Origin of the sequence: Myxococcus sp. XM-1-1-1, assembly GCF_020037095.1 — a bacterium.
Lineage (GTDB): Bacteria > Myxococcota > Myxococcia > Myxococcales > Myxococcaceae > Myxococcus > Myxococcus fulvus.
In genome coordinates, this window is sequence record NZ_JAIQDH010000005.1 from 306035 (window position 1) to 321600 (window position 15566).

The following is a 15566-nucleotide window of genomic DNA, read 5'->3' on the forward strand; positions in this document are numbered from 1 at the left end:
ATGAATGGTCGTGGCGTGTGGGTGGTGGCCCTCCTCGGCTTGTGGCTGGGGTGTGGCCAGGAGCGGTCTCGTCCCGAGACCTCCGCCGCGAGTGATGCGCCTCGCGTGGAACAGGTCCGTCAGGCGGTCGCCGGAGATGCCTCGCCTCCGACCATCGTCGTGAGCGGGGTGGCGCCGGACGCCTCGGTGAAGGTGCCGCCCACGCTGTCGTGGGTCGTCACGGACCAGAGCGCCACGCGCGTGGAGGCGTGGCTGGACGGCAACCCCGCCACCAGCGGCGTGACGGTCTCCAGCCAGGGCGCGCACACGCTCGTCGTCCGTGCCACGGACACCATGGGGCTCACCACCACGGTGACGCGGAGCTTCCGCCTCGACACGACGGCGCCCGTCGTCACCGTCTCGGGGGTCGACGCGGGATGGGAGCGCGACGTCCCGCTCACCATCACCTTCAGCGCCACGGACGACACAGGGACGCCGCCCACGGTGGTGGCGACCCTGAACGGCCAGCCCTTCACCAGCGGCACCACCGTCTCGACGGTGGGGTCCTACACGTTGATCGTCACCGCCACGGACGCCGCGGGCAACGCGACGACCCGGGAGATCCACTTCATCCTCGACTGGACGGCGCCGGTGGTGGCCGTCAGCGGCGTGGCGAACGGCGGCCGGTATCCCAGCGCCGTCATCCTCTTCAGCGTCACGGATCTGACCCTGGACACCGTCGTCTCGACGCTCGACGGCGCACCCTACGAGCAGGGGACCACCATCTCTGCCCATGGGGCCCACACGTTCCAGCTCACCGCGAAGGACCGCTTCGGCCGCACGTCCATCGTGACGCGCAACTTCTTCGTGGATGCGCTGGGACCCGTCATCACCATCACCGGGGTCCACGAGGGCTTCATCAGCAAGCTGTCCTCGGTGGTCATCCACTACAGCGCGACGGATGACTCGCGAGGTCCCGTCGACGTGCGCGCGCGGCTGAATGGCGAGTCGTTCAACAGCGGGGATGCCACACCCATCTGGGGCAACCTGACGCTGGAGGTCACCGCCGAGGACGACCTCTTCAACCTCTCCCGCGAGGTGGTGAACTTCATCCTCGACCCGGTGCCCCCCGTCCTCACGGTGACGGGCCTGCCGAGCAGCCCCGTGGTGGATGTCGAGGAGGTGGTTCCCAGGTTCGAGGCCACGGACTCGCTCACGAGCGTGTCGATCTCCGCCACGCTCAACGGGAATCCCATCGCGAGTGGTGACCCCATCACCCTGCAGCGGCTGCACACGCTCATCGTGGAGGCCACCGACCAGGCCGGAAACGTCACGCGGCAGGAGCACACCTTCACCATCGACCGGACGGACCCGTCGCTGACGGTGACGGGCGTGGAGGAGGGGGGCCGCTACGCCGCGCCGGTGGCCATCACCTTCTCCGCCACCGACGCGAACTTCCTCTCGGTGACGGGGACGCTGGACGGAGCGCCGTACACGTCGGGTGACCCCATCACCACCCATGGGCCCCATGTCTTCGTCGCCGTCGCGCTCGACCAGGCGCAGAACCGCACGGAGGTCCGGCGCGAATTCCGCGTGGACGCCCAGGCCCCGGTCATCACCATCACGGGTGTCTCCGAGGGTCTCATCACGAAGGAGACGGTGACGCCGAACTACACCGTCACCGATGAAGGCACGGTGACGGCGTCCGCGACGCTCGATGACGCACCCTTCGAGCGTGGGACGCCCGTGACCGGGGAGGGCCCTCACACGCTGGTCGTCACCGCCTCGGACGACCTGGGCAACGAGGACTCGCGGACGGTCTACTTCACGGTGGACCGCTCGGCCCCCGTGGTGACGCGGGTGAGCCCCGCGGATGGCACCAGCACCCCCCAGGAGAGCCTGGAGCTGGTGCTCCAGGTGACGGACACCTGGTCGAACGTGACGGTGGAGCTGGGGGCCACGGAGCTCTCCCCTGGCGGCGACGGGCGCTATCGGACGTCGCTGGCGCTGGTGGAGGGGACGAACCTCTTCGAGGTCGTCGCGACCGACCAGGCCGGCAACGTCACCCGACATGCCGTCTCGCTGATTCGCGACTCGAAGAAGCCCGAAATCATCGTCACCGCGCCGGAGGACAATGTCCAGGTGGCGGAGCTGTTCACCGACGTCATCGGCCGCGTCGTGGACGCGTCCTCGGTGACGCTCACCCTCAACGGGGCCCCGGTGACGCTCGCGTCGGATGGGAGCTTCTCCCACCGCGTGACGCTGACCGCCGGAGTGAACACGTTGACGCTCGTCGCGACGGACGCCCACGGGCACGTGGAGACGGTGTCCCGCACCGTCCGCGTCAGCGCCACGAAGCCCACGCTCGTCGTCACCTCGCCCGCGGAGGACATGGTCGTCACCACGGCCACGGTGACGGTGGTGGGCAACGCCAAGGCTGGTGAGCCGCTGGGCACCGTCACCGTGACGGTGGATGGCGCGTCAGCGACCGTCTCGGCCTCGGGCGATTTCTCGCACGTCGTGTCGCTGTCCCCGGGCCAGACGCGCTCCATCTCCATCATCGCGCGCGACAACCATGGCGCCACGGAGGAGGTCGTCCGCACGCTCACGCGCGCGGAGGCGGACGGTGGGTCGCCGGACGCGGGCGCTCGCCCGGATGCTGGCGGTGGCGCGTCGAGTGATGGCGGGACGGCCTCTCCGGATGGTGGCGGCCAGGGTTCGCCCCAGGACGCGGGGCCCGGCGTGGAGCCCGACCCGATGCTGGTGGTCGAGGCGCCGGTGGAGGGCGGCGTGTACGGCGGCGCCCGCTTCGTCGTCAGCGGTCATGTCGAGGGTGGAACGCTCCCGCTGCGCGTCACCGTGCAGGGCGTTGGCGTGGCGGTGAACGGGCGCGACTTCACGGGCGCGCTGACGCTCGATGATGGAGACCACGACCTCCAGTTCAAGGTGACGGATGCCCGGGGGCGCAGCCACACCCAGACGCGCGCCGTGGCGGTGGACCGAACGCCGCCGCACCTGGTGCTCACCGAGCCCACGCCTCCCGAGGCGTGGAATCGCCTCTCACGCTCTCCCTACCTGCTGCAGGGCACCGCCGGAGACCGGCACCTGACGGAGGTGCTGGTCAATGGCACCCCCGCGCGCGTCATCGCGGGCGCGTTCAGCGCGTACGTGCAGCTGGTCCCCAACACGCCGACGCCGGTGGTCGTCACCGCGTCCGACGTCGTGGGCAATCGCAGCCAGCGGTCCGTGGAGCTGACCCTCCGGGGGGGCGCGCCGCGCGTCACCATCCTCGAGCCCGCGCAGGGCTCGGAGTCCGAGGACGCGGTGGTGACGGTGCGCGCTCGCGTCGAGAGCGCCGCGCCGCTGCGCGAGGTGCGCATCGGCACGAGCACGGTGACGTCGACGACGGACGTGTACTCGGCGGAGGTGCCGCTGTCCCACGGGGAGAACGTCATCCACGTCACCGCCGAGGACACCCAGGTTCCCGAGGGCGAAGCTAGCGGCATGGTGGGCTCGGCCAGCGTCACCGTGCGCTACCTGGAGGCGAGCAAGGCCCCGCTCGTGGTGACGGGGGTGTCGCCCCGCGCCGGTGAGCAGGGCGTGGAACCCGACGCGCTCATCAGCGTGTCCTTCAACAAGCCCATCCTGGGCACGGGCCTGTCGGAGCGCTTCCTCGTCCGCGTCCAGGGGCAGTCCACGCCGCTGCCGGGTGGCTACTCGGTGGTGCCGGGCTCCCAGACGGTCTCCTTCATCGCGAGAGATCCTCTCCCCGAAGGGGCCCGCCTGACGGTCGAGGTGAAGCAGGGCCTGGCGCCCGAGACTCCGCCGGGCATGGGGGGCGACTTCTCCAGCGACTTCACGGTGCGCAGGCCGCTCACGCGCGTGCGCGGCTACGTCGTCGACGCGGACTACCGCCCGCTGCCCGGGGTGAAGGTCGCGATGGAGGGGACGAGCCTCTCCACCGTGACGGGCCCCGACGGCAACTGGACGCTGTTCAGCCCCCGGGGTGGGGAAGTGGTGATGCGGTACGAGGGCGGCCTGACGTCCGAGGGCGCCACGTACCCGAGCCTGCGTCGACGCCTGTTCGTCAACCACGAGGCCGACACGCTGGACGCGCCCCTGGTGCTCACCGCGGTGGACATGGCGTCCGCGCAGGTCGTGGACGCGCTGCACCCCATGGCGCTGCGCTTCGCGGACCGTCAGCCCGACCTGCACATCGACGTGCCCGAGGATGGGCTCTTCTTCGAGGACGGCATGACGCGTGGGCTCGTCACCGCCACGGAGCTCCAGCCGTATGCGCTGCCGCTGCCCATGGATGGACGCGCGGCGCTCGGCGCGCTGTGGCAGATAGGCCCCGCGGGCGTGCGGCTGCAGAAGACCGTGTCCGTGACGTTCCCCAACCGCGCCCAGCTCCCCGTCGGACGGCTGGCCCTGGTGCTGGGACATGACCCGCAGCGCCACGTGCTCAAGCGCGTGGGCTTCGCCCAGGTGTCGCCGAACGGCAAGACGCTGGAGCCGCTGGCGCCGCTGGGGCTCACGTCGCTGGAGTTCATCGGCTACGTGCCGCTCAACGACGAGCAGCATGTCGCCGTCGCCCAGGCGCTGGGGCTCTCTCTGCCGGATGCGGGCACGGAGGAGGGCGAGGGATTCCAGGGCTCGAGGCCGCGGAGCACTCCGACCGAGCCGCTCTGGAAGAAGTTCATGACGAACTTCATGGTGACCCAGGCGCATGCCCAGCTCGGTGGGCTGGACCTGGCGGGGTACAACGCCTTCGACACGATGCTCGGGATGGCCGTGCCCGGCGCGGTGCTGGGCTCGGTGCGCGCGCCGCTGGAGCGGCAGCTCGAGCTGGAGGTGCGTGCGCCCGCGCTGCCCGCGGTGGGACAGCCCGCGTCCGAGCAGACGGTGGCGATGCCGTACACGCTGGCGCTCGACTTCCGCTCGCAGTTCGTCTCCTCGGACCCGTATGACGTCGAGAATCCGGAGACGGTGCTCGTCAAGCTCGTGGCGCAGGGGCCCTCGGGCAACCTGCCCGAGCCCACCGCCGGCGCCTGGCAGTCGGAGGGCGAGGGTGAGGCCGCGCTGGCGCCTCGCGTCGCGCTCCCCGTGGGCAAGACGACGCTGACGCTGTCCGCGCAGTCGAAGTCCACGCACCGCTTGATGAAGTTCGAGGCGGAGCTGGTGGTGGAGCCCTCCGATGGCGGCCCGGCGAGCGCGAAGCTGCGGCTGCGCACGCTGGAGGACACCTTCTCCGAGGCCGGGGACGAGGCGGTCCACAGCCCGGTGCGCTTCAAGAACCTGCGCGTGACGCTCACGGGGCCCGGCAGCGGCTCGGCGGGCACGACGGGTGAGTCGGGCGGCTACGGCATCCCCGTGCCGGGCTTGATGGGCGGAGAGATGGGCATCTCCTGCACCGAGATTCCCACCGGCCCGCGCATGGTGGAGCGCCTGGGCGAGGACGGGGTGATGCACTACACGCCCACGCTCAACCAGTTCCCCGTCTGCTCGCAGACGTACTGGCTGTACCCCGGCAGGACGACGCGCGCGGACATCCTGGTGGACGTGCGCATGCTGTACGGCGCGCTGACGTTCGTGGACCGCCACGGCGAGCCGCTGGCCCTCAACTGCGACCCGGAGGCCCACAGCCAGAAGGCGCCCGTGCAGGGCGAGTACACGGACATCGCGCTCAAGGACGTGAAGTCGACGGAGGTCCACTTCTTCCGCGCCGATGACCTGGAGCATCCCATCGCGACGTTCGCCGCGGGCACGCCCAACGGCGTGGCCTGCACGCAGGGCCCCACGGAGGATTCGCCGCACGGCTACTACGCGCGCGTGCGCACCGGCCCGGCGGCTCGCATCCGGCAGATGGCGCGTGAGCGCTGCCGTGAGCTGGACAGGCAATTGGGCGGGGCGGATGCCGGTGGGCTGAGCGCCGAGGACCAGGGCTATTACGACGGCAACTGCCGCGACAACCGCACCAACACCCTGCGGCTGAACCCGGGAGACCGGCTGGTGGTCTTCGCGGTGAACCACGCGACGGGCTACTCGGGCATGACGTCCGTCATCGTGCCGGCCATCAACCGCGTGAGCCGCACGGAGACCGGCGGATGCCAGGCCGACGACGAGGCCGGCGGACCGCTCCAGGTGACGGAGCTGGGCGAGCCGATGACGCTGTCCCGGTGCACGCAGACCGAGCTGGGCATCCCCGCGGACCTGAAGCTCTTCCCGCCCGAGATCGATGTCCGCGTGGCCCGACGCATGACGCCCGAGGGTGTCCAGGTCGCCATGCGCCCCACGCTCATCCGGCACGGCGGCGCGGCCACGACGCGCGATGACTTCCTGCAGATGGCCACGCACTGGCGCGTGCGTCAGCTCCCCGAGCCGCACACGGATGGCGGCGTGGTGGATGCCGGCGCGTCCGGTGGCGGCGATGGTGGCTCCTCTGGCTCCGAGTGCACGGACGCGGGCTTCCTGGCCGACGGTGGCATCTGCGAGCCCGACCTCCTGAGAGACCGTGGCGAGCCGGGCGAGGAGCTGGAGCAGTTCTGCTCGGAGCTGCCGCCCACGTCGCCCCTGCGCCTGCAGGGACGGTGCGACACGGGGACGCCGCGCGTGGTGGACGTGCCGCCGGGTGTCCCTCCGCTCGCGGGCCGGCTGGTGCAGGTGACTCAGACGGCGGTGGAGCAGCCGGTGGTGGTGGCCTTCCCGGTGCGCCCGGGTCGCCACACCGCCTCCGTGCAGGCGTCGCTGACGTACCAGAACGAGTCCGGGGCGATGGTGTCGCTCAGCTCGCTGACGCGCGCGAACTACTATCTGCACGTCGTCGGTCACCCGATGTACGAGCGGGACCGGAACGACGACGGCTTCCTGCAGCCGGACGAGGTGAATTCGCCGCCGCCGAACTTCTGCGAGCCCGGCGAGTGCCAGAACCGCGACGGCGAGGTGGAGCCCGACGAGGAGTCGGAGACGAACCCCGACAAGCTGCCCAAGTGGGCGGTGGGGCTGAAGAACGTCTACCGGCACCGCGAGTCGGATGGCTCGGCGCTGGAGCGGTATGACCGCGCCCGTGAGCACGAGTTCCGCGTGCTGGAGCTGGGCAAGGTGACGGTGAGCGCCCGGCCGGGTGACGAGGCGGGCGCCGATGGTGGAAGCCCGGACGCAGGGCGGGTGCTGACGGGTGTGCCGAGGCCCTCGGCCAGCGAGGATGACCTGGCGTACCAGTTCCTCATCGACGGCCTCCAGGAGCCGGACGTGCCGGGCCGCGCGGGCACGGTGAGCGGTGAGTACCGCCTGCGACTGGGCACGGACGACTTCGGCATCGAGTGCCCGGTGGTCATCGAGGGCGGCCGCATCCGCGGCACGTGTGATGGGGAGTTCCTGCCGGAGGTGCTGTCGGCTGCGGACATCCTGTACTTCGAGCTGTACCTGAGCGGGAACGCGGACAACGTGCTGTACCGCTTCAACTTCCACGGAATCTCACCGCGCACGGACTTCGTGACGGCGGGCAGCGAGGACACGCTGGAGCGCTCCATGGCGCGGGCGACGTCTTCGTCCCCGTCGCTGACGAGCCTGGCGTCACCGGAGGTCGCGCGTCCCATCTCCGTCAAGGCGATGGCTCACTTCGCCATTGAACCGGAGACGATGACGAACGGCATCGTCCGGCTGTGCGAGGGGCCGGACTGCAACGCGAACACGCTGCTGAAGGCGGCGGAGCTCAAGTACAGCCGGAACGCCGACACGGGCGTCGGGACGTACGAGGTGGTGCGCTACCTGAATGAGGGCGATGCGCGCGTCAAGCAGCCGCTCATCCTCTTGACGAAGCCCGGGGCGAATGGCGCCCGCCGCTTCGCGCTGCCGCTGTCGAACGATTTGGGCCGCATGCACGACATGCTGTCGAGCGGGCGGGAGCTGTTCCTGGTGCTGGAGCCGGAGCCCGGCATCTTCGGCGCGAGCGCGCCGGTGAAGATGGCGCTGGGCGAGCCGGTGGGCCGCTACAGCTTCGTCAACGCGCGTGCGGCGGGTCAGTCGGTGGTGGAGAACGTCAACCTCGCCGGTGGCCACCTGAGCGTCACGCACGAGGACTTCTCCGTGCCGCACCTGGCGGAGTCCGTGAGCTTCTCGCGCACCTTCAACAACCAGCGCAACGAGATGACGCCGCTGGGCGTGGGCTGGTCCCATGCGTACGAGGGCTTCGTCGTGGAGGAGGAGCTCGGGCGCTACATCGTCGTCCTGAGCGGCCAGTCGTATGACTTCCCCCGGTGCGAGACGGTGCTTCGCCAGGACCAGTCCGCGAGCGACTGCCGGACGGACAAGTCGCACGGTGGCAGCCTCACGGTGACGCGCGCGGGCGCGGAGTTCGTGACGCCTCAGGGCATGGTGTTCCGGTTCCTGCGGCCCTCTGTGCTGGACACGGGCATCGCGGAGCAGCGCCGGTGGGTGCTCTCCGAGTACTCGGATGGGTTGGGGCAGGACAGCCCGAAGCAGGGCTGGACGGCGCTGACGTACGCGCAGGACTCGGACCGCGTGCTGCGCGTGACGCGGACGCCCGGGCATGTGTCGCTGGCGTTCGAGTACGAGGAAATCGACGAGGACGAGGCCTCGGAGAAGCTCCAGCTCCTGGCGCGGACGCAGGGACTGAAGTTGCTGTCCGCGGTAGGGGTGTATCGCAACGAGCACCTGCCTGAGGACCCAGAGGACGCGCCTGACTCGGACGACGCCATCCACCGGGTGGAGTTCGAGCACGACAAGTGGGGCAACCTGAGGCGCGCGGTGCGGCGCACGGGCCTGCCGCAGCAGGCGTGGGTGTACGAGTACGCGCCGCTGCCCGAGACGGGCTCGGGGTACAACAAGTGGCGCCTGATCAACGAGCTGCGCACGGCGCGCTACCAGGTGACGGCGGTTCCGGTGCCGGTGCTGGGCGAGCCGACGTTCCACGACCAGTGGGTCGCCGACTACGCGAGCAGCGGGACGTCCCGCACCTACGAGCACGTGCAGTCCGCGGAGGTCATCGACTCGGCGACGAGCTCGGGCAAGGGGCCCCGGCCGTACCAGTACGTCTACGCGAGCGGCGGCAGCCGCACGGTGACGCGGCCCGATGGCGTGCAGGTGCTCTACACCCTGACGAGCTACGGCAGCGCCGAGAGCGTCACCGTGGGCTCGTTCAACGAACACAAGACGGTGTGGCGCTCGGATGGACAGGTGTCGCCGAAGGAGGTGACGCTGCCCAACCAGTCGAAGCTGGACTACGACATCGACGCGTCGCACCGACTGCTGTCGCTGAAGGTGACTGCGCCTGGGGGCAACGAGTACCAGGGGCCCATCGCCCCCGGCACCCAGGCGGAGGTGGTCCGCCAGACGTTCCCGAACCCGGCCAACCAGAAGTTCGGCATCCCGGACCAGCGCATCACCCCCGCCACGACGGGGACGCAGTCCCTCACCACGCGCGTCACCCCTCAGGGGCAGGTGGAGGGGGTCACCGTCACCAACAGCAACGGGACGACGGCGCGCAACACCGGGACGCGGCGGTTCAAGACGGACGGCTCGGGCGTCCTCGAGTCGGAGACGGACGCGCAGGGACAGGTGACGACGTACAGCAACCCCAACGCCTTGGGGTTGTCGCAGCGCATCGTCGTGACGAACCCGAATGCCACGGATGGGTTGGGGCTGGGGACGCTGACGCGTGAGCTGACGTACGACGACTTCGGCCACGTCACGAAGCTCACGGAGGTGGAGACCGGAACCTGGGAGGAGTGGAGCTACGACAGCCTGGGCCGTGTCACCCGTCACCGCGTGCAGCTGTCGCCCACGCAGGGCTGGGCCTGGACGTACACGTACACGCCCGCGAACCGTCGGGTGACGATGACCGAGCACCTGGATGGCTCCGCGCCCGTTCGCACGGTGGACACCTGGGAGGTGACGGAGGGCGAGGAGTCGACGCGCGGGCTCTTCGAGGAGGAGCGCACGCCTTACGGCGCTCCCGGCCATGAGGCCATCGCGGTGCGCAAGCGGCACCTGCGCAACGGCCGGTGGGTCTCCACGACGGACGCGTCGGGTGTGGAGCGTGAGTACGACTACGACACGTCGGGTCGCCTGCTGGCGGTGCGCATCGTCAACGCCGGGACGACCACCGGCCCCGCCACGGCGGTGGAGAAGAGCTTCTCGGAGTTCGACACGAACGGGAGCGCGCGGAAGATCACGGACCACAACGGGCTGGTGACGCGCATCGGTCACGACTTCCTGGGTCGGCCCGTGTACTGGGACTACACCGGCGCGGACGGACTGAGCGGAGATGCCAGCACCGAGGAGTGGCGCCGAAACTTCCAGGGCGACGTGGTGTCTCGCTCGTTCGGCAACAGCGCTTCCAGCCATGTGCTGGACATCGCTCCGGACGCGCTGGGACAGGTGCGCTCGACGAAGACGAACCTCGCGGGGGGCGCGGCGACGAGCGTCGATGTCACCACGGACTATGACGACCTGGGGCGCGTGACGCGGCAGCAGGACCACGTCATGGAGACGGACGAGCACTTCGAGTATCGCGACGTGCTCGGTCGCCAGACGCGCTACACGCGGACGATGGCGACGGGCTCGGCGCCGCTGCAGCTCGTGGAGACGCGTCGCTACGAGGACGGGACGCATTCCTCCGAGAACCGCCGGAAGGTGACGATTACGCGGACCATCGGTCTGCCGGGCGGCGGGACGCCGCGCACCGAGGTGGAGGAGGAGTACTACGACCTGGCGGGGCGGCTGGTGGAGCAGTCCCGCACACTCTCGGGGCAGGTCTCCCGGTGGCGCTACACATACAACCCTCGGGGCCAGGTGCTGACCGAGGTGGTGCCGACGGATGCGTCGGGTACCGAGACGACGACGTACCACTACGACTCCGCGGGCAACCTCTACCGCAAGAACGAGCCCGGGGACGCGGCCAACCCCGCCGCCGTCACGGAGCTCTTCGTGGACGGGGAAGGGCGCACCGTGCGCCAGGTGGGGCCGCATCCCGATGTGGACTGGCGCTACCGGTACGACGCCTTCGGACAGCTCTCGCGCAAGGAGCTGGTGGCCGCGGGGGAGAACACCGTCGGCGCCACGTGGACGTATGACTATGGGTTGAGTGGGAAGCCGGGCGCGGATGGCTCGGTGCCGGACTCGGCGACGGTGGAGACGGACCCGCTCGGGTACAAGACCTATCGCTACTTCAACGCGCGCTACCAGGTCCTCAAGGAGGTGCGCGAGGACAAGCTCGAAGTCGCCGGTGGCGGGACGAGCACGAGCGGGAACACCCGGACCACGACGTACAGCTACGCGGGACCGTGGCTGCAGAAGCAGGTGACGACGGAGCAGACGGCGGGTGGCACGGGCTCTCCGACGGTGCTCACGTTCGAGCACAAGAAGTTCGATGACCGGGGCCGCTCGCTGGAGGCGCGCGAGCACTGGCAGCGGGGCTCGGACTCGTATGAGTACGTGACGAAGTCGCCGTGGATGGGGCGCACCGTGACGGTGCTCCAGACGGGGACGATGAGCGCCTCGCCGCCTGTCACGCTGCCTTCGCGGCAGTTCGAGGTGGAGACGAACGGCCTGGGACAGATGGAGTCCCGGACGCAGGGCGGGCTGACGGACACCTGGGCCTATGACGCCGTGGGCCTGATTGCCCGCGAGCAGCCCGCGGGGCAGCCGTCGAAGCGCTACACGTACGAGCAGGGCTTGCTGACCGAGCTCGTCCTGGGCACTGGCGCGGACTCGGAGCCCACCCACCTGGCGTACCGGCAGGACGGTCGGCTCAAGAGCGTGACGGACCCGGCCGAGCGCGTGCGGGCGTACTTCTATGGGCCGCGTGGCCTGCTGGTGCGCGAGTGGTTCGGCAAGGGCGGCGAGTCGACGGAGACGAACCTCTCCTACGACGCGGGTGGCTTCCTCGCCAAGGTGTGGAAGGACCCCGCGAAGCCCGCGGAGGCGTGGGAGTACAAGAACGGCCCGTTCGGTGAAGTGCGCCGGGTGACGCCGCCGGGGCTCGCGGCCTTCAACTACGAGTACGACGCCGCGCGGCGACTGACGGCCATCCAGCGGCCTTCGGGTGGGGTGCCCTCGGAGTCGTTCGAGTACGACTACCTGGGGCGGAGCACGAAGCGGAAGCGCGGGACCTCCGAGTGGGTGTCGTCGTGGGTGAACGGCGTCGTTCATTCGACGAGCCCGAGCAACTCGGAAACGTCGGGTGGCAGTGATTGGGACATCACCGAGACGCTGGTGGATGGCCGGGGACGGCCGGTCTGGAAGGCCATCACCGCTGGGGCTTCGTCGGAGGACCAGCAGGACATCAGCCGTGTGGCCTTTGCCTACGACGCGCTGGACTCGCTGGTGCAGGCGCACGAGACGCGTGGTAGCGGGAACGTGCTGAACCGGTTCAGCTACGACGGACGCGGACGCATCGAGTGGCTCGAGCGCGGCAAGGACCACGCGACGGACAAGGATGACCGGGTCGACTTCACGTATGTGACGGGGAGCGATCTGCTCCACCGGAGCACGTCGGGTCGCGCGGCGGATGGGGCTCGGCTCGAGGAGGAGTTCGGCTACGACGCGCTGGCTCGCATCAACGCCGTGCGGATGCGCGTCGATGGCGTCCAGCAGAGCGAGCGCACCGTGGCGTGGGAGCCGGGTGGGAGTCGGCTCTCGCGTATCGCGGACGGCTCACTCGTCGAGCGCAACTGCTACGACGGCCGTGGTTGGCTGACGTCGGTCCGGGCCACGACGGTGGCGATGGATGTGGAGTGCAGCCAGTCGCCCAGCGCGCCGCGGCTTGCCTTCGAGTACACCTATGATGCTCGCGGCAATCGCATCCGCGAGGACGCTCGACGCCCGGACGCGCTGGGCGCCCTGGTCAACGAGCCGACGGAGTATGGCTATGACCTGGCGGACCGGCTGACGGGAGTCCGTTACCCGGGTGGCGCGGCGGAGCTGTACAGGCTCGCGGCGGATGGAACGCGGCTGGGGGCGCGGTTCGCCACGAGCCACTCCGGCTCGCTGTCGACGGAAGGGTACGACCTGGCGTCGGGGGCGCAACGGCGCCTGGTGTACGGCTTCGACGGCGCGGGTGGACTGAAGTCCATCGATGACCAGGCGCTTTCGAGCGGACAGCGCGTGGCGGAGTACTTCACGGATGGCTCGGGACGTGTGCGGCGCGAGAAGCGCTCGGACACGGACGTGACGAACTACGACTGGGATGCGGAGGGGCGGCTGGCCCAGGTCCGCGACCAGAAGCCCGGTGTTGGCGGTGCGCCGCCGGTGACGACGGCGACCCAGTACCGCTATGGCTACGACGGCCTGCGGCGGTCGAGGACCACGTCCTCGGGCACCACCCGCTACGTGTGGGCGGGGGAGCAGCTCGTCGAGGAGCAGCTTGTCGGGGGCACGCGGCTGCACCAGGAGGTGCTCGCGGGACTGACGCTCTCTTCGGGTGGAGAGCGCATCGTCCACGATGGACTGGGCAGCGCGGTGGGGCGCGTTGACGGGACCGGAAACCTGACGACGCAGTCCCGGTTCGATGCCTGGGGTGGATACCGGGCGGGCCATGTCCCGGGTGAGAACCAGTCCAGTGTCGGCTTCACGGGGCATGCATGGGACGCGGCGGCGGGGCTCACCTATGCCCAGCAGCGCTGGTACGACGGAAGGACCGGACGGTTCCTGTCCGAGGACTCCGTGGGCGCGGAGGCGTACCTGAATGCTCCCATGGGCATGCAGCCCTGGGGTTATGGCAATGCCAATCCGACCCGATTCACGGACCCCGATGGTCGGTCCTCTTGCTACAGCGGAGAGAGCCACACTGCGTGCGAAGCGCGCCTGGCGTTGTCGGGACGTTGGGGCTCCTCACCCTTCCACCAAGGTGATCTGACCGATTTCCGCGGGCCCTATGAGCGGATGGAGGAGGAGCGGCAGCGGGAACTCCAGAAGAGCGTCCAGGGGGCTTTCCTTGCCGTGGGCGTGGGGATCTCTCTTGCGGCTCCGCCGATCGCTCTTGCAATGGTTGAAGCTGGGAGCATCTCGGGGACAACGGCCGCCACTGGCGTGTGGCTGGTCGAGACAGGGGCAGGAACTGTTTCGGAGTATGGCCTGACCGGCAACGTCACGGCCGAAGGCGTGGCGTTCAATGCCGTGACGGCGGGCTTTGGAACAATCGGGCTTCTGTCTCACGCGGATGCGTTCATGCCATCCCTCGGGTTGACGATGGCCGAGGTTGATGGCGCGGCTCAGGTCGTCGGGGTTGGAAGAGCCGGACGCTTTGTTCGCACCGGGGCCAAGAGCTATCGAAGTGGCGCAGCGGGGCCTGTGATGGACTACATCCCCGCAGGTGTCTCTAGCCGGCTTTCCACCAAACGCTTCGAGCGGTTGCGGAAGAGGTTCGGACTGAGTGGCGTCAAGAGTGTCGCGCCTCGTGAGATGGCCGACGAAGTCTTCGAGGGCACCCGCTTGGGTGGCCGCCTCTACGGCGAGAAGCGGATTGAGCGGCTCAGGGCCTATCTCAACAAGGAGGGTCGCGAGGTCGACTTGATGGTTGGGGACGAGTTCTTGCCCGACAAGAAGGCAGGTGGGTTCTGGGTGAGCCCTGATGAGTCCGTGCGTCCTATCATCTACCTGCGCAGCAATCCCACGGAGTATGAGGTCTGGCACGAGCTGGCCCACTGGATGCACTACAACGAGGTGGGGCGCGATGCGTTCCTGAAGCTGCCACGGAACATCGCCAGCGGATGGCCCACCGAGCAGCGTGTGTTCGATGTTCTCTCGCGGTCGAACAAGTGGCGCACGCACTTCAATGAAGACCAGCGACGCCATGCGCTCAACTATATTGAGGGCAGCGGAGGATATGGTGGGCGAGGGTTGACGGCGGAAGAGTCCGACAAGCTCGGGACCTGGTAGTTCGAGAGGCGCTTGAATGTTGAATGCGGAAGAGGTGGCCGAGATTGCGGGTGCGTTCATCCGTCGAGAACTGGGGCGGGAGTTGAAGCCAGATCCCCTGGTGAGAAAGCACCCCAGGATGCCGGACGAGTGGGTCGTGCTCTTCGAAAGGCGAGGAGAAGACGGGTCGGTGTTCGATGGGCCATTGATGGTCCTGGTTCACGATGCGACGCGTGTCGCGCGATTCCTTTGACGGCGGTGTTGGTCTGGGCAGGGGCCCTGCGCGAGCAATGAAGGCTCGGGCACCGTCACGGCGCTGGATTACGCACCGCGGGACGGAACCGGCCGCTGTGAGAAGCATGGTGTCGGCCATGTCAGCGACCGTTGTCCCGTCTGTTCCGGCCGGTATGCGATGTCTTCGTCCGGCGGCGCGTTCTTGGTTCGTGAAGGCGAGCCCTGAACGGGCGCTTCCGCGCTGAAGAATCTCGAGAGCCCCGAGGCGTGAACGCAGTCGCGGTTGACCCGCGACGCCACGCCGGAGGTGTGTCCGCGCGCCTCGATTCCCGCTCCCGTGAGGGAAAGCGGAAGGCCTGACGACCTCAATTAATGGGTGGCCCCGTATGTGGGTAGGTGCGTCTCGATTGTCGGGAAGTGGGCGGCGTGCAGGTGGGGGTTCCGGAGTTCGTGGTTCGTCGGTGGGAGGGGCT

General features: G+C 69.3%; 1 protein-coding gene. It reads left to right on the plus strand.

Translation table 11 applies throughout. The features are described from left to right. On the plus strand, positions 1 to 14880 hold the full coding sequence (locus tag K8640_RS13515) for an RHS repeat-associated core domain-containing protein (RefSeq protein ID WP_223747413.1): 14880 nt from the start codon (positions 1 to 3) through the stop codon (positions 14878 to 14880). The last annotated feature ends 686 nt before the right edge of the window (positions 14881 to 15566 follow it).

Bases quoted from the DNA above. Each gene is read 5' to 3' on its own strand.
- K8640_RS13515 (WP_223747413.1), top strand. From the start codon at position 1: ATGAATGGTCGTGGCGTGTGGGTGGTGGCCCTCCTCGGCTTGTGGCTG.